The 16630-nt window shown below is 69.6% G+C and carries 14 protein-coding genes and 1 pseudogene; 9 read left to right on the forward strand and 6 right to left on the reverse strand.

Going from position 1 to position 16630, the window contains the following annotated elements; translation table 11 throughout:
• Positions 1-116: 116 nt before the first annotated feature.
• The 3 genes from ACY5KJ_RS08330 to ACY5KJ_RS08340 all read right to left on the reverse strand — a co-directional run bounded on the left by ACY5KJ_RS08330 (position 117) and on the right by ACY5KJ_RS08340 (position 5321).
• Complete coding sequence (locus ACY5KJ_RS08330) at positions 117-2648, reverse strand: ABC transporter permease (RefSeq protein ID WP_462187492.1); 2532 nt, start codon at positions 2646-2648, stop codon at positions 117-119.
• Positions 2649-2652: 4 nt separating this feature from the next.
• Positions 2653-4062 (reverse strand): ABC transporter ATP-binding protein, encoded by a 1410-nt coding sequence (locus ACY5KJ_RS08335; protein WP_462203112.1) that lies wholly within the window; start codon positions 4060-4062, stop codon positions 2653-2655.
• 347 nt (positions 4063-4409) lie between these two features.
• Positions 4410-5321 carry a RecB family exonuclease gene (locus ACY5KJ_RS08340; protein ID WP_462203113.1) on the reverse strand — a complete coding sequence of 304 codons (912 nt, stop codon included), beginning with the start codon at positions 5319-5321 and terminating at the stop codon, positions 4410-4412.
• Between the two features lie 85 nt (positions 5322-5406).
• On the opposite strand from ACY5KJ_RS08340, the gene ACY5KJ_RS08345 reads away from it, so the two are divergent.
• Both ACY5KJ_RS08345 and ACY5KJ_RS08350 read left to right on the forward strand, forming a co-directional pair.
• Positions 5407-6609 (forward strand): zinc metalloprotease, encoded by a 1203-nt coding sequence (locus tag ACY5KJ_RS08345; protein ID WP_462187495.1) that lies wholly within the window; start codon positions 5407-5409, stop codon positions 6607-6609.
• A gap of 44 nt (positions 6610-6653) precedes the next feature.
• Positions 6654-7652, forward strand: coding sequence for a tRNA (adenine-N1)-methyltransferase (locus ACY5KJ_RS08350; RefSeq protein ID WP_462203116.1), 999 nt, complete (start codon positions 6654-6656; stop codon positions 7650-7652).
• 93 nt (positions 7653-7745) lie between these two features.
• Here ACY5KJ_RS08350 and ACY5KJ_RS08355 read toward each other — a convergent pair whose 3' ends face one another.
• Positions 7746-8066 carry a ferredoxin gene (locus ACY5KJ_RS08355; RefSeq protein ID WP_462187497.1) on the reverse strand — a complete coding sequence of 107 codons (321 nt, stop codon included), beginning with the start codon at positions 8064-8066 and terminating at the stop codon, positions 7746-7748.
• Positions 8067-8185: 119 nt separating this feature from the next.
• On the opposite strand from ACY5KJ_RS08355, the gene arc reads away from it, so the two are divergent.
• The 6 genes from arc (at position 8186) to ACY5KJ_RS08385 (ending at position 14579) form a co-directional block, all read left to right on the forward strand.
• Positions 8186-9991 carry a proteasome ATPase gene (gene arc / locus ACY5KJ_RS08360; protein ID WP_462187498.1) on the forward strand — a complete coding sequence of 602 codons (1806 nt, stop codon included), beginning with the start codon at positions 8186-8188 and terminating at the stop codon, positions 9989-9991.
• A 300-nt stretch (positions 9992-10291) separates the two neighbouring features.
• Positions 10292-11809, forward strand: coding sequence for a depupylase/deamidase Dop (dop, locus tag ACY5KJ_RS08365; protein WP_462203114.1), 1518 nt, complete (start codon positions 10292-10294; stop codon positions 11807-11809).
• Positions 11810-11992: 183 nt separating this feature from the next.
• Complete coding sequence (locus ACY5KJ_RS08370; protein ID WP_462187500.1) at positions 11993-12211, forward strand: ubiquitin-like protein Pup; 219 nt, start codon at positions 11993-11995, stop codon at positions 12209-12211.
• 343 nt (positions 12212-12554) lie between these two features.
• On the forward strand, positions 12555-13379 hold the full coding sequence (gene prcB / locus ACY5KJ_RS08375) for a proteasome subunit beta (RefSeq protein WP_462187502.1): 825 nt from the start codon (positions 12555-12557) through the stop codon (positions 13377-13379).
• A 1-nt stretch (position 13380) separates the two neighbouring features.
• Entirely contained in the window at positions 13381-14103 is a 723-nt protein-coding gene (prcA, locus tag ACY5KJ_RS08380) for a proteasome subunit alpha (protein WP_023841072.1), read from the forward strand.
• 185 nt (positions 14104-14288) lie between these two features.
• A complete protein-coding gene (locus ACY5KJ_RS08385; RefSeq protein ID WP_462187507.1) occupies positions 14289-14579 on the forward strand; it encodes a hypothetical protein in 291 nt (96 codons plus the stop codon).
• Between the two features lie 112 nt (positions 14580-14691).
• Here ACY5KJ_RS08385 and ACY5KJ_RS08390 read toward each other — a convergent pair.
• Together ACY5KJ_RS08390 and ACY5KJ_RS08395 are read right to left on the reverse strand one after the other, a co-directional pair.
• Positions 14692-15066: pseudogene (locus ACY5KJ_RS08390) on the reverse strand (recombinase family protein); the annotation flags it as partial.
• A gap of 143 nt (positions 15067-15209) precedes the next feature.
• Positions 15210-15644: a MerR family transcriptional regulator gene (locus ACY5KJ_RS08395; RefSeq protein ID WP_462203115.1), complete on the reverse strand. Its 435-nt coding sequence runs from the start codon at positions 15642-15644 to the stop codon at positions 15210-15212.
• Here ACY5KJ_RS08395 and ACY5KJ_RS08400 point away from each other — a divergent pair.
• Complete coding sequence (locus tag ACY5KJ_RS08400; RefSeq protein WP_462187505.1) at positions 15616-16479, forward strand: LLM class F420-dependent oxidoreductase; 864 nt, start codon at positions 15616-15618, stop codon at positions 16477-16479. The two genes, ACY5KJ_RS08395 and ACY5KJ_RS08400, sit on opposite strands and share 29 nt — an antisense overlap.
• Positions 16480-16630: the final 151 nt, after the last annotated feature.

Here is a 16630-nt window from a genome sequence, read left to right on the forward strand (position 1 = left end):
GCCGGGGGGCCCGGGGGAGTTCGGGGGAGCAAGGCACGGTTCGCGGGGCCGGGACCGTGCCTTGCTCCCCCGGATTCGCCCGTTCCGGGTGCTGGCCGGTGCTGGTGGGTGCTGGGTCAGACGGCGGAGATGGCGCGCAGGACGTCCATGCGGGCGGCGCGCCGGGCGGGGAAGACGGCGGCGAGCACGCCGAGGATCGCCCCGGTGAGGACCACGAGCAGGATCGTCCGTACCGGGTAGGCGAACGTGCTGATTCCCAGGGAGGCCAGCGCCTTCGTCAGCGCCCAGCCGAAGATGCTCCCGACGACGACGCCCAGCACGGCTCCGAAGACCGAGATGATCATTGATTCAAGGATGACCATCAGCCTCATCTGCGACCGCGTCATGCCGACCGCACGCAGCAGACCGATCTCCCGGGTCCGTTCGATTACCGAGAGCGCCAGGGTGTTGACGATACCGAACAGTGCGATGACGACTGCCAAGGCCAGCAGCACGTAGATGAACCCGAGCAGCTGGTCGACCTGCTTCTCCTGCTGTGCGACGAACTCGGACTGGTCCCGGACCGCCACGGTGGCGAACGACTTGACCACCGTGGCGATCTCGGCCCGGACCATCGCCGGGTCTGCCCCGCTCGCCCTCTTCACCAGGACAAACAGGTCGAGGTCATCGGTGGAATGCCGGGCGAACTCGCTCGTGGAGATGATCCACTTGCCGGCTACCTGGCTCTTCTTGTAGGTGCCCACCAGGGTCAGCTCCGCGCGGCCGTCAGCGAAGGTGACCGGGACCTTCTGCCCCACCCGTAGCTGGTGGTCCGCGGCGGTGGAGTCCTCGGCCAGGATCGTGCCGTCGCCGAGGGCGTGGACGTCACCGGTCACCTCCTTGATGGCCAGCATCTTGACCAGACCCGCCGGGTCGCCGGCCAGCACCTGGGAGCTCTGCCCGGAGATCTTCACCAGGCCGCCCCGAAGACCCGTGGCGATCTCGATGCCGGGCTTGCCGGCCAGCTCGCGAGCCACCTCACCGCTGAATCCCTGCCCGAAGTTCTGGGGAGTCAGGTAGAAATTGGCGCCGAGGCTGTTCGACACTGTCTCCCGCACCGACTCCTTGATCGACTGTCCGAGCACGGAGAAGGCGCTGACCAGGGCGAGTCCGATCATCAACGCGGAGGCGGTGGAGGCGGTCCGGCGCGGGTTGCGCATCGCGTTCTCCCGGCCGAGCCGGCCGGTGGCCCCGAACATCCTCGCCAACGGTGCGCCGAGGACCCGGATGATCGGTCCGGACAGCAGCGGTGAGAGGGTGGCGACGCCGAGGAAGATCCCCGCCGCGCCCACCCCGACGGCGGTGGCTCCCGGCTTGCCCGCCGAGGCAGTGCCGAGGATCATCAGGACGATGCCGAGCGCGGTGAGCACCGACCCGGCGATCGCCCGGGAGCGCAGCGAGCGGGTCGGCAGCACGTAGGTCTCCCGCATCGCCGCGATCGGTGGCACCGACGCGGCCTTGCGGGCTGGCACGAACGCCGCCGCGGCGGTGATGAGCACACCGACGGTGTAGGCGATCACGACGGTGCGGGGGCGGAAGACCAGCGCACCGCTGGGCAGCTCCACGCCGAACAGGCCGACGGCGGCGCGCAGCAGCAGCGCGAGCCCAGTGCCGGCCACCAGGCCGGCACTGGCCCCGGCGAAGCCGACCAGCGCCGCTTCGACCTGCAGGGACACCTGGACCTGACGTTTGCTCGCCCCGATCGCTCGCAGCAGGGCCAGTTCCCGCACCCGTTGGGCGACGAGCATCGTGAAGGTGTTGAAGATGATGAAGGCGCCAACGAAGACCGAGATGGCGGCGAAGATCAGCAGAAAGGTGGAGAAGCCGCTGACGGCGTTCTGCACGGCACTGGCGCTCTCATCCGCCAACTGCCTGCCGGTGATCGCCTCGACACCCGGCGGGAGCGCGGCGGCGACTCGGGCCCGCAGCTCCTCCTGGGTCAGGCCGGGCTCGGCGGCCAGGTGGATCGCGCTGAACCGGTCGGGCGCGAGCAGGACCCGCTGGGCGGTGGCGGTGTCGAACGCGGTGATGGCGGCGCCCCCGAGACTGTCCTGACCGCCGATCCGGAAGGTGCCGACCAGGGTGTACTGCGCGGGCGGACCCTTGGTCTGCACCGAGATCTTTGCCCCGAGCGGCAGGTGGAGCTTCTCCGCGGTCGCCCGGTCGACGACGATCTCCCCGGGGCCGGGCGGGCGACCCTCGGCGATCTCCTCCGCCGAGGTGGGCTGACCCCCGGTCCAGCTGATACCGATCCCCGGCGCACCGTTGGTGTTCGAGGGCTTGCCGGTGGCCGGGTCGACGAGGACGGCCTGGCCGTTGACCTTGCCAACCGCCACCCGCACCCCGTCCACTCCGGCGGTGGTGGGGAGGAGCGAGGCCGGTAGCGGCGGGCGGCCGACGTCGCTCGTCGGGTCGATCGCGTTGACCGAGCGCACGGCGACGCTGACGTTCTTGTTGATGTTGGTGAAGAGGGTGTCGAACGTCCGGTTGAGGGTGTCGGTCAGGACCAGGGTCCCGGTCACGAAGCTCACCCCGGCGACGACCGCCAGCATGGAGAGCACCAGCCGGGCCTTGCGGGCCAGCAGGCTCTTGAGGGTGGCGCGCAGCATCGGCTCAGGTCCAGCCCGCCGGCTCCGTGTCATCCGGGTGGTAACTGTCCCGTCCGCCGTCAACACGGCCGGGGCCGTCGACATGGCCGGGGCCGTCAACATGGCCGGGGCGAGGACCGAAACCGCCGGTGCGGCCGGGGTCGGTGAGTGGAGGCCCGCCGCCAGGGCTCGGCACCGGCCGGTGGTGGGAGCGGCCGGAGTGGTACTCCTCACCGTGGCGCGTGCCGCCGACCCGCCTGGAGGCCGGCTGCCCACCGGCGTCGGGCCCGAGGTCCGGGGCGGGGATTGCCTCGAACTGGCCGGTGCGCCGCTCCGGGTAATGGTTCTGATAGGGATCGTGCTCGTCCCGCCCGTAGGTCGGCTGGTCTGGGTAGACCTGGTCTGGGTAGCCACCGGCAGGCCCGTAGCGACCGTCGGTGTCGTTATGGTCGTCGCGGTAGCGGGGGGTGCGCCTGTCGGCGTCGTGTTCTTCGAAGCCACCGTCCCGGCCGTCAGCGATCTCGCCGTCGGCCGCCAAGCCGTCCGCGGCGGCGTCGAGGTGCTTCATCCGGTCCAGCACCTCCTCCGCGGTCGGGTTCGCGATCGCGTCAACGAGTCGACCGTCGGCAAGGAAGATCACTTCGTCCGAGTAGGACGCCGCCGTCGCGTCGTGGGTGACCATGACGATTGTCTGCCCGAGTTCGGAGACCGAGTCACGCAGGAACGACAGCACCTCGGCTCCCGACTGGGAGTCGAGGTTGCCGGTCGGCTCGTCGGCAAAGATGATCTCCGGCCGGGTGACCAGTGCCCGCGCGCAGGCAACCCGTTGCTGCTGACCGCCCGAGAGTTCGCTCGGCCGGTGCTTCAACCGCGGTGCGAGACCGACCGCGTCAACGACGGTGCGCATCCAGGCCCGGTCCGGCGAACGCCCGGCGATGCTCAACGGCAGCGTGATGTTCTCGGCCGCGGTCAGCGTGGGCAGCAGGTTGAACTGCTGGAAGATGAACCCGATGCGGTCGCGACGCAACTGGGTCAGTTGCTTGTCGGACAGCCGGGACAGGTCCACATTGCCGATGAAGACCCGTCCCCGGGTGACCGTGTCCAACCCGGCCAGGCAGTGCATCAGCGTCGACTTCCCCGACCCGGACGGCCCCATGATTGCGGTGAATCGGCCGCGGGGGAAGGCCAGGTTGATCTCGCGCAGTGCCGTGACGATGGTATCACCGGAGCCATAGACCTTCGTCAGCTTGGCGGCGCGGGCCGCGGGTGCGGCGTCCGGTCCGTCTTCTCGCCGGCCGCCCGGGTGCTCGGGAGCCCGGCCGTCGCGGCCGGCAGCGTACTCGCCGGGCCGCGACCCGCGGTCCTCCCGGCCGGGCGGGCTGCCCGCGACCGCGCCCCGCTTCCCGCCTCGGGACGATCCGGTCCGTCGGGCCATCGTGATGTCCTCTCCCTCGCGGCGCGCTGTGTCTCTCTCGACGTCTCTCGACACGGTCTCTCTCGACACGTCGTGCCTGTCCTGCCTGCGCTCGGCCCCGACTGACCTGGGGCGGCCGTTCGGCTACCGTGGTCGATCTCCCCAACGACCGAACGATGATCGGCATCTCGCCGTCGCCGACTGTACCGCTGGCAGTACTGAAGATCCGATCGATATTACTTTTGGTAATCGGGTGATCTGGAGTGCCCCCGAGGAGGCCCGGTGGAGCCACCGCCGCCGGCGAGCCGAGGATGTCGGCACCGTAAACGGGCTGTCCGCGGGGAACGGGGCCCGGCCTGAGACCGCCATCAGCCGTCCGCCTCGCAGACGGTGGGGGCGGCCTCGTCGAGCGGCACCATGGATGTCTGCTGCGGTAGCGGTGGTGGGGTGCCGCCGAAGGCTGGGCATCGAGCCTGATGGTCGCACCAGGAACACAGTCTGTTCGGGGTGGCGCGCCAGTCCCCGGTGCGGTGCGCGCGGTCGATCGCCGCCCACAGGGCCTCGATCCGCCGCTCGGTGGCCCGCAGGTCGGCCTCGTCGGGGGTGGCCCGCAGCCAGGTGCGGTCGCCGAGGTAGTACAGCCGCAGCTCGCGCGGGAGCACTCCACGGATCCGCCAGAGCAGCAGGGCGTAGAACTTCATCTGGAACATCGCCGAGCTCTCGAACGCCGGACCGGGCGAGCGGCCGGTCTTGTAGTCGACCACCCGCAGGGCGGGTCCCTGCGCCGTGGTCGCCTCGTCGAGCCGGTCCAGGTAGCCCCGCAGCCGCAGGCCGGAGTCGAGCACGTGCTCGACGTACAGCTCGCGGGCCACCGGCGCCAGTCGTGACGGATCCTCCAGCGCGAAGTACCCGGCGAGCAGTTCGCGGGCCGACTCCAACCACGCCGCCAGTTCGTCGCGGCCACCGAACAGCGTATCGACCGCCGGCTCGCGGGCGCGCACCGTATCCCAGGCCGGCTCGACCAGCTCCCGTGCGGCCTGCAGGGTACGCCGGGACGCCGGGAGATCGAACAGCTTCTCCAGGACCGCGTGCACCACAGTCCCGCGGGTCGCGGCCTCGCTCGGCGGCTCGGGGAGCCGGTCGACGACCCGGAACCGGTAGCGCAACGGACAGTTGACGAAGTCCGCCGCCCGCGACGGTGACAGTGAACCAATCAACGGCCGGGGTGCGGCCGACGCCACCGGTCCCGGGATGGCAGGAGAGCGCTGCGTCGAGGTCATGTCCTGGACCCTAGATCCCCCCACCAACATCTTTGCCACTCGGTCCCGGACGACGGGTCGGAGTATGGTCCGTAGCATCGGATCCATGGCGGATCAGCACGGCGGCGCGGGTTCGGGCGGCGCAGGCTCGAGCGCCCACGGCGGCGCGAGCCCGGCGGGGCAGGCTCCAAGTGAGCGCCCCCCCGGCGTGCTGGTCGGGCGGATCCGCGGCGTTCCCATCGTCATCTCGCCGTTCGCCATCGTCTTTGCCGTCCTCGTCGCCTACCTGCTCTCCGGCTCGATCCGCGACCGGCTGCCGCTGGCGTCCGACGGGCGGATCCTCGCGCTCTCCTCGTTGATCTCTATCGGCTTCCTGGCCTCCCTGCTCGCCCACGAGATCGGTCACGCTCTGACGGCGCTGGCGTTCGGTCACACCGTGCGGTCCGTAACCCTGCACGGCTTCGCCGGGTTCACCGAGTTCGAGCCGGAGCCCCGCAGTGCCGGCCGCGAGTTCCTGATCGCCTTCGTCGGCCCGGCGGTCAACGGGGTGCTGGCCGCCGGCTGTCACCTCGGCCTGCTCGGCCTCGACGACACCAGCGATGCCGGCGCGGTCCTGCACGATCTCAGACTCATCAACATCGCGTTGTTCCTCTTCAACCTGGCACCCGGCCTCCCGCTGGACGGTGGACGGGTGGTCGTCGCCGCGGTGTGGGGCCTGACGCGCGACAAGCTGCGGGGGCTGCGGGCCGGTGCCTACGGCGGGTTCGTCGTCGCCGCCGGCCTGGTCGTCTGGGGTGCGTCGACCTCCGACGGCATCGGCATGGTGTACACCTATGCCCTGGCGGGCTTCCTCGCGTTCGCGGCCTACCAGTCGCTGCGCGCCGCGCAGGTGCGGGAGCGGCTGCCCGGCCTGTGCGCCGGCCGCCTTGCGCGCCGGACGCTGCCCGTCGAGGGTGCCGTCCCGCTGGCGGAGGCGCTGCGGCGAGCCCAGGAGGTCGGCGCCACCGCCGTCGCGGTGATCGACCGTGATGGCAGTTCCCTGAAGATCATGAATGGCTCCGCGGTCGACGCGCTGCCGGAGCATCGGAGACCCTGGATGACCGTGGATGAAGTGAGTCGGGTGATCTCGCCCGGCATGGTCCTCGACGCCGATCTGGAAGGCGAGGCCCTGCTGGCGGCTGTGCAGCGGGTGCCGGCGTCGGAGTACCTCGTGGAGCAGGCGGGCCGCCCGGTCGGCGTGCTCGCGATGGTGGATCTCGTCGCCCATATCGATCCGGCCGCCGCCGCCCGCATGGTGGCGTCCCGGTGAGCGCCCCGCCCGACGAGCCGGTGTCCCCGGGGGAGGTGCCGTCCCTGGCCGGCGGTTACGCTCCGCCCCCGACCGGCGCCGCTCATCGCCGGGGCCTGTTCACCAAGGGCGACCGGGTGCAGCTGACCGATCCCAAGGGGCGCCGGCACACCGTCGTCCTCGAACCGGGCAGGCAGTTTCACACCCACCGGGGAGCCGTCGAGCATGACGCCCTGCTCGGCCGGCCGGAGGGGATCGTCGTCACCAGCACGGGTGGCACCGACTACCTGGCGCTGCGCCCGCTGCTCGTCGACTTCGTGCTGTCCATGCCGCGCGGGGCGACCGTGGTGTACCCCAAGGATGCGGCGCAGATCGTCACCTATGCGGACATCTTCCCGGGCGCCCGGGTGCTGGAGGCCGGCGTCGGGTCCGGGGCGCTGTCGTGCTCGCTGCTGCGTGCCATCGGCGACTCCGGGCGTCTGGTCTCCTACGAGCGGCGCGCGGACTTCGCCGAGATTGCCCGGCGCAACATCGAGGCGTTCTTCGGCGGCCCGCATCCCGCCCACACCGTGCTGGTCGGGGACCTGGCCGAGACAACCGAGCGTGACGTCGACCGGGCCGTCCTCGACATGCTCGCGCCCTGGGAGGTCGTTGACGCCGTCAGCGCGGCGCTGGTGCCCGGCGGGGTGGTCTGTGCCTACGTCGCTACCACCACCCAGCTTTCCCGGATCGTCGAGACGCTACGGGCGCACGGCACGTTCACGGAGCCCGCGGCGTGGGAGTCGATGATGCGGGACTGGCATGTCGAGGGTCTGGCCGTGCGGCCCGGTCACCGCATGGTCGGCCACACCGGTTTCCTGGTGACCGCGCGGCGCCTCGCCGAGGGGGTCACTCCTCCGGTGCGCCGCCGCCGGCCGGCGAAAGGCGCGCCGATCGGCCTCGACCCCGCCCTCGAGCCCGGGTCTGTCCTCGAGCCCGGGTCCGAGCCCAGCTCTGAGACCGGGTCCGAGACCGACCGGTCCCGGGATGCCGACCCAGGGTCGGCGACGATCCAGCCGATGTGACGTATCCCATGGGGTCCCAGGGGGCAGGCCATTCCCATGGGGTTCCATGGGGCAGGCCGTGGTCGCGAGTGTGCCGGCCGGGCGGGCCAGTCGTCAGCCGACGGGCCCGCCGGCCTCCAGCGTGCCGTCGCGTTCCACGTAGATGCACGTCCCTGGGCACTCGTCGGCCGCGTCGACCACCGCGTCGACGAGCGGCAGCGGCACCGGGACGTAGGCGCCGGGCTGCATCTGCAGCTCGCCCGCGCTGTCCTTGACGTAGGCCAGACCGTCGACGTCGAACTCGAAGACGGCGGGAGCGAGCTGCACGCACAGACCGTCGCCGGTGCAGGCATCTTGGTCGACCCTTACCCGCAGGTCTGCCGAAACGCCCGGCTTCGCTGGAGTTGCCACAGGGCTCCGATCTTCTGTCAGCATGGCACCGTAACCCGCTGTTTACGGCAAAGCTGGATCGTCCTTGCCCGACCGGCCTGCCAGCGGCGGTCACAACGGTAGTGTGGGTGCGTCCCGGTCAGCACGGGGGAGGTGGAGGCGCAGTGTCCGGTCCCCGTTCGGGCTCTGGCTCCGGTGGGAGCACGGGTCGTCCAGGTGATGCCGAATCACGGCGGTCGGCGTACGAGAAGGAAACACACGAGCTCACGACGCAGGTCGCCTTCCTGGAAGAGGAAGTGACCATGCTGCGGTGTAGGTTGTCCGAATCGCCCAGGCAGCTCAGGGTGCTGGAGGAACGGCTCGCGGAGATCCAGGCGGAGTTGTCGGCTGTCACGGGACAGAACGACAGGCTCGTCGCGACCCTCCGCGAGGCGCGAGACCAGATCGTCACCCTGAAGGAGGAGGTCGACAGGCTCGCGCAGCCGCCCAGCGGCTACGGGATCTTTGTCTCCTCCTACGACGACGGCACCGTCGACGTGTTCACTCAGGGCAGAAAGCTCCGGGTGACCGTGTCGCCGAGCGTCAACATCAGTGATCTCTTGCCCGGCCAGGAGGTCATGCTCAACGAGGCGCTGAACGTGGTCGAGACGCGCGCGTTCGAGCGGCAGGGTGAGATCGTCCTACTCAAAGAGGTCCTCGAGGGCGGGGACCGGGCGCTGGTGCTCGGTCACACCGACGAGGAGCGGGTGGTCATGCTGGCCCAGCCGCTGCTCGACGGACCGATCCGGTCCGGGGACTCGTTGTTGATCGAATCCCGTTCCGGCTACGCCTTCGAGCGGATTCCCAAGTCCGAGGTCGAGGAGCTCGTCCTCGAAGAGGTTCCCGACATCGGCTACGAACAGATCGGCGGCCTGAAGAGCCAGATCGAGTCGATCCGGGACTCGGTCGAGCTGCCGTTTCTGTACAAGGAGCTCTACCGGGAGCATCAGCTCAAGCCACCGAAGGGTGTGCTGCTCTACGGCCCGCCCGGCTGCGGCAAGACGCTGATCGCCAAGGCGGTCGCCAATTCGCTGGCCAAGAAGGTCGAGGCGAAGACCGGCCAGGGCACCGGTCGGGCGTTTTTTCTGAACATCAAGGGTCCCGAGCTGCTCAACAAGTTCGTCGGCGAGACCGAGCGGCAGATCCGGCTGGTGTTCCAGCGGGCGCGCGAGAAGGCGTCCGAGGGGATGCCGGTGATCGTGTTCTTCGACGAGATGGACTCGATCTTCCGGACCCGTGGCTCGGGGGTGTCCTCGGACGTGGAGAACACGATCGTCCCGCAGCTGCTCAGCGAGATCGACGGCGTCGAGCAGCTTGAGAACGTCATCGTGATCGGCGCGTCCAACCGCGAGGACATGATTGATCCGGCGATCCTGCGGCCGGGTCGGCTCGACGTGAAGATCAAGGTGGAGCGGCCCGACGCCGAGGCGGCTCGGGACATCTTCGCCAAGTACGTCGTGCCGGAGCTGCCGCTCTACCCGGATGACCTGGCCGAGTTCGGCGGTAACCGGGAGGCGACCGTTCAGGCCATGATCCAGCGCGTGGTCGAGCGGATGTACGCGGAGAGCGAGGAGAACCGCTTCCTCGAGGTGACCTACGCCAACGGCGACAAGGAGGTCCTGTACTTCAAGGACTTCAACTCCGGTGCGATGATCGAGAACATCGTCGCCCGGGCCAAGAAGATGGCGGTCAAGGAGCACATCGAGGGCGGGCAGAAGGGGCTGCGCATGCAGTACCTGCTCGCCGCCTGCATGGACGAGTTCAAGGAGAACGAGGACCTCCCGAACACGACCAACCCGGACGACTGGGCCCGGATCTCCGGCAAGAAGGGTGAGCGGATCGTCTACATCCGCACGCTTGTCACCGGAACGAAGGGTACCGAGGCCGGCCGTTCGATCGACACGATCGCGAACACCGGCCAGTATCTGTAACGGTCGCAGTACCTGTAACGGCCGGTACCTGTAAGGGGCTCGGGTCCCGCCCGACGGCGGGACCCGAGCCATCGCCGTGGGCCCCGGGGCCCACGGCGTTGCTCTGGGCATTGCGGCACTGGCACCCCTGGGTGTATCCTCCCGCCCGCATCCTTGGTGAACGCCGGTCGGTCGGACTACCGTGCCGCCACCGAATTCTGACGATAGGCGTGGCAGCGGACGTGTCATCCCGAGCGGCCCAGAGCAAACAAGGCAGACGTCCGGCCAACCGACCGCCCGTGCAGCACCTACGCTTGCAGAGTGAGCGCGCGCCGGATCATGGGGATCGAGACCGAGTACGGCGTATCGGTGCCCGGTCAGCCGAACACCAATCAGATGTTGGCCTCGTCGTTGGTGGTGAACTCGTATGCCAGTCGAACGTCGGCGTCGGGCAGCCGCGCCCGGTGGGACTTCGAGGAGGAGTCACCGCTGCGCGACGCCCGGGGCTTCGAACTGCCCCGCGAGCCGGCGGTCGATCCGAGCGCCCCGGCCAACGAGGACGATCTCGGCCTGGCCAACGTCATCCTGACCAGCGGGGCGCGGCTCTATGTCGATCATGCGCACCCGGAGTTCTCCTCGCCCGAGGTCACCAACCCTCGCGACGTCGTGCTGTGGGACAAGGCCGGGGAGCGGGTGATGGCCGAGGCCGCCCGCCGGGCGTTGTCTGTGCCCGGCTCCAAGCCGGTCTACCTCTACAAGAACAACACCGACAACAAGGGCGTCTCGTACGGATGCCATGAGAACTACCTGATGGCACGGTCGACGCCTTTCGGGGAGATCGTCCGCAACCTCACCCCGTTCTTCGTCTCCCGTCAGGTCGTCTGCGGGGCCGGGCGGGTCGGGATCGGCATCGACGGCCGGGAGCCGGGGTTCCAGATCAGCCAGCGGGCCGACTTCTTCGAGGTCGAGGTGGGGCTCGAGACCACGCTGAAGCGGCCCATCATCAACACCCGGGACGAGCCGCACGCCGACCCGGAGAAGTACCGCAGGCTGCACGTCATCATCGGCGACGCGAACATGAGCGAGGTCGCCACCTACCTGAAGGTGGGAACGACCTCCCTGGTCCTCGCGATGATCGAGGACGGCTGGTTCACCGCGGACCTGTCGGTGGACGGGCCCGTGGCGGCGCTGCGGGCGATCTCGCACGATCCGTCCCTCAAGCATCTGGTGACTCTGCGCGACGGTCGTCGGATGACCGCGGTGCAACTGCAGATGGAGTACTTCGAGCAGGCCCGCAAGTACGTCGAGGACCGGTTCGGTGCCGACGTCGACGGCCAGACCGCCGACATGCTCTCCCGCTGGGAGTCGATCCTCGGCCGCCTCGAGGTCGACCCGATGAGCTGCGTCCGCGAGCTCGACTGGGTCGCGAAGCTGTCGATTCTGGAGGGCTACCGGTCGCGGGACGGCCTGGCCTGGGACTCGCCGCGGCTGGAGCTCGTCGACCTGCAGTACCACGACGTCCGTCCGGACAAGGGCCTCTACAACCGCCTGGTGGCCCGGGGCCGGTTCGATCTCGTCGTCAGCGAGGAGGAGGTCACCCGGGCGATGACCGAGCCTCCCGAGGACACCCGCGCCTTCTTCCGGGGCCGCTGCCTCGCGCTCTACCCGCAGCAGGTCGCCGCCGCGTCCTGGGACGCGGTCATCTTCGACATCGGTCGGGACTCGTTGCAGCGGGTGCCGACGCTGGAGCCGCTGCGCGGCACGAAGGCGCACGTGGGCGAGCTGCTCACCCGCTGCCCCACGGCGAGTGATCTGGTGGACGCGCTCGCCGGCCGCTGAGAGCCGGCGCCGATCCCGGTCGGGAGAGCCGGCGCCGGATCCCTGGCAGGGGGTTCACGTTGCGCCCTGGGCGGACGTCGCGACGGAACGGCCGGTTCGTGATGGAGTGGACCTCTCACCGATCGAACGGATGGTGTCGGTGGGGCGGGATAGTGTTGCGCCAGGCGATCGAAGGAGGGCTTCATGGCCACCAGGGACAGCGGCGGCGGGCAGCAACACGCGGACCGTCGGGCGGAGGAGATCGACGACGTCGCGACCGAGGACACGAGTGCCTCCGACCTCAAGGAGCGGCACGAGAAGCTCTCCGAGGACGTCGATTCCCTGCTCGACGAGATCGACGACGTCCTAGAGGAGAACGTCGAGGAGTTCGTGAAGGGCTATGTCCAGAAGGGCGGCCAGTAACGGCGGTCCGTAGCCGGCCGTCCGGTAACCGGCGGGCCGGTAGCCAGTGGTATCGGGCGTCGTGGATGACGCCCGGCGGTGGTAGCTCTGGCGGGGTCGACGCCGCCGGGTGAGGCCGCGTGCCGCGGGGGCCCGGCGCCGCACCGCCCGCGTGCCCCGGCGCAGGTCGGCGGGCCGCACGTGCGGCTGTGACCGCCTTCCCTGCCGACTCGTTCGACCGGCCTGCCCGCCCGCTTCGGGGGGCGATAGCCCTATGTTGTGCTTCATCTGTAACGTCGGGCCGGGAGCCTCGGGGACGCCCCGGGCGCGCGGCTCACGTGACCGACTATCGGAAGGGGGATGCGTGGCTGATCCATTGGGGGCCGCCGGGCGCCTACCGGCTGTGTTCATGACGTCGGGAACATCGTCGTTCGCCGATTTCCTGTCGCGGTCGGCGCCGCACCTGCTGCCGGGGGCCCGGGGTGGCCTGCCGGGGCCGGTCACCGAGGTGGCGCACGGCACGACGATCGTGGCGGTGGCGTTTTCCGGTGGCGTGATCATGGCCGGTGACCGGCGCGCGACACAGGGGCACATGATCGCTCAGCGGGACGTCGAGAAGGTCCATCACGCCGACGACTACTCCTGTGTGGGGTATGCCGGCACTGCCGGGGTCGGCGCCGAGCTGATCCGGCTGTTCCAGGTGGAGCTGGAGCACTACGAGAAGATCGAGGGGTCGACGCTGAGCCTGGACGCGAAGGCCAACCGGCTGGCGGCCATGGTCAAGGGAAACCTGCCGATGGCCCTGCAGGGCCTCGCCGTCGTCCCGCTGTTCGCCGGGTACGACCTCGACACGGGCAAGGGGCGGATCTTCTCCTACGACATCGCGGCGGCGAAGTCGGAGGAGCGCACGTACGAGTCGATCGGTTCGGGCTCGGTGTTCGCGAAGGGTTCGCTGAAGAAGCGGTTCCGGTCCGATCTCAGCCAGGACGACGCCGTCCGGATCAGCGTCGAGGCCCTCTACGACGCCGCCGACGACGACTCGGCGACCGGCGGGCCGGACGTAATCCGCAAGCTGTACCCGATCGTCGCGGTCGTGACGGCGGACGGCTACCGTCGCTATGCCGACGATGAGATAGAACCAGTGGTGACGGCCATCATCGCGGACCGTTCAACGAACTCGGGAGGCTGACGTGACCATGCCGTTCGGATACGCGAGCCCCGAACAGCAGGTCCGCGACAAGTCCGAGTACGCGCGCAAGGGCATCGCGCGGGGTCGCAGCGTCGTCGTCCTCACCTACGAGAACGGGATCCTGTTCGTCGCCGAGAATCCGTCGGCGACCCTGCACAAGATCAGTGAGATCTACGACCGCATCGCGTTCGCCGCGGTCGGCAAGTACAACGAGTTCGAGAATCTGCGGACGGCGGGCATCCGTCTCATGGACTCGCGTGGCTATATGTACGACCGGCGTGACGTGACCAGCCGCGCGCTCGCCAACGCCTACGCGCAGACCCTCGGTGCGATCTTCAGCGAGAGCGTCAAGCCCTACGAGGTCGAGATCGTCGTCGCCGAGGTCGGCACCTCGATCGCCGACGACCAGATCTACCGGCTGACCTATGACGGGTCGATCGCCGACGAGCGGGGCTTCGTCGCGATCGGTGGCGCCTCCGAGCAGGTCACGACGTCACTGAAGGAGCATCACCGGGACGGCCAGCCGCTCGCCGAGGCGCTGCGCGTCGCGGTGCAGGCCCTGACCGTCGGGGTGCCCCCGGGCCTGCCGCAGAATGGCGAGCGGGTCCTCGCGGCCGCCAACCTGGAGGTCGGCATGCTGGACCGGACCCGGACCCGACGGATGTTCAAGCGGATCGTGGGCCCGGCACTCGAGGGGCTGCTCGCGCAGACCTCGGCCACCTGACCCCGGCCACCCGACCGGCCCACCGTGTTCGCCGGCCATCGGTCGGTTCCTGGCGGGCCGCGATGTCCACCGGGGGAGGACTCCCCGAACCCCGGGATGCCGAGCTCCGCGTGGCATCCCGGGGTTCGAGTCTCACCCGCCCCACCATGTTTGGCATTGTACGAACCGCTCCTTTCGGGGGCGTTGTGGCTGGTAGGGCGGCGGCGGAGCTGCTTCTGCTTGGTGCGCAGGGCGGCGAGTCGGGTGGCGAGGGTTTTTTCGTCGAGGGTGCCGCGCTCGAAGGCGGACAGGTAGTGGTCGATGGCCTGGTCGGTCTGGGTGAGGTCGGTCTGGACGGTGGCGAGTTCGCCGATGCGGTCGGCGTGGGCGTTGTGGTGGAGCTGGCGGGCGTGGTGGACGGCGTCGGCGATGAGCTGCTGGTGGTCGCGGTAGAAGGCGGCGAGCGCGGTACTGCGGGCAGCGCATCCGGCCGGTGAGGTAGTAGTCGGAGTCGCTGGCGGCCCGGTGGGTGTGTTCGTCGCTGCGGATGGTGAGGATCTTCTCGGCCTCAGCGAACTGGGCCGCGTCGATGATCGGTTCGTGGGTGTCGGTGACGGTGATCTCGCGGAAGGTCAGTTCGCCGAGGTAGATGCGGTTGTCCAGGACGCGGAGCACCTGGTGTCCGGACCAGGGGCCGCCGGTGGTGGTGCGGTGGCCGCGTTCGTTGAGGGTCTTGGCGATGGCGCGGGTGCCGAGCCGGTCGCGGACGTAGAGGTTGAAGATCAGACGGACGACGGGCGCTTCCTTCTCGTCGGCGAGCAGTTTCCAGTTGGCGCGGTCGACCTGGTAGCCGAAGGGCCGGTTGCCGCCCATCCACAGGCCCTTGGCGGCTTTGCGTTCCATGCCGGCGATGACCCGGTCGATGATCGTGTCGCGTTCGAACTGCGCGAACATGGCGAGCATCTGGAGCAGCATGCGGCCCATCGGGGTCGCGCGGGTTGCGGGTGGAGCGGGTGGAGCGGGTGGAGCGGGTGGAGCGGGACACTATCGCATTGACACGACGGCTCCACTAGTACCGGCGGCTGACGGGTTCTGCGCCCCGGAGGCCCGGCTACTTCCTGTGGCGCTCAGGCCGCGAGCATCGTCGAGATCAGGAAACGTGCGCGATCGAGGTACGCGGCCTGTAGCTCCAGCCGGTCCAGCTCGCGGCGCAGTGTCGCCGACAGCTGGGCACACGGCACGATCCGCGGCGTCGCGTCGATGGTGCAGGGCAGCACCTGGCGGATCGTCGCCACCGACAGTCCGGCGCCGAGCAGCACCTGGATCCGGGCCACCGTCTCCACCGCGGACTCCGGGAAATGGCGGTAGCCGTTGGCGCCGCGCTCCGCCACGAGCAGCCCGTTCTTCTCGTAATGGCGCAAGGACCGCACGCTGGCGCCGGTTTGTGTCGACAGCTCGCCGATCAACACCAGGACCAGCCTCCAGCCCTCGCTCTTGACCCTGACACTGATGGCAGACTCTACGGTGCGACGCATGGATATCGGGATCTTCACCGCGGTCACTGACGAACAGATCAGGCCTGCTCAGCTCGCCCGGGCGATCGAGGAGCGCGGCTTCGAATCACTGTTCGTCGCTGAGCACACCCACATCCCCGCCCGACGGGAGACAGCGCACCCCGAGCTTGGCGAGATTCCCCGCGACTACTACCGCAATCTTGATCCTTTCGTCAGTCTGACGGCCGCGGCGACCGCGACCACCCGGTTGCGCGTGGGCACCGCGGTCGCGCTCGTGGTCCAGCGGGACCCGCTCCTGTTGGCGAAGGAAGCGGCCAGCCTGGACCTGGTCAGCGAGGGCCGTTTCGAACTCGGCGTCGGCGCCGGCTGGCTGCGTGAGGAGATGCGCAACCACGGCACCGACCCGGCGACTCGAATGGCGCTGATGCGGGAGCGGTTGGCCGCGGTGAAGGCGCTTTGGACCACCGAGGAGGCGGAGTTCCACGGTCGCTTCGTCGATTTCGATCCGGTCTTCCAGCGGCCCAAGCCTGTGCAGCGACCGTATCCGCCGGTCTGGATCGGGGGATGGGGCCCGACGACCTTCCGCCGGATCATCGCCGGGCGCGACGGCTGGCTCACTCCGCCCCTTCCGGTCGACCAGCTGATCCAAGGCCTGGACGAGCTGGCCGAGGAGGCGGACCGGGCCGGGGTGGCGACGCCACCGGTGACCGTTCCGCTCATGGATCCCGACGAGGCCACGCTCGAGAGGCTGCGCGCCCGTGGTGTCCGTCGCGCCCTGTTCGGGCTGCTCACCATCACCGACGCCGACGCGACGCTGCGCGCGCTGGACCAGCTGGGACCGCTGGCCAGCGCCGGAGGCGGCGTCAAGCAGCCAACTACCTGACCATTACCTGACCATCCGAGGCGATCTGGCTCAGATGTGGTCCCAGGCCCGTACCGTGGCCGGCCGAACCGCGGCCATCAGTCCGGAGCCGGCGGGCGCAGGTCGTCGAGAATGACGCGCAGGTTGCGCCGCCACTGGTCCGGCGCGGCGG

It is taken from the genome of Frankia sp. CcWB3, from assembly GCF_977927595.1.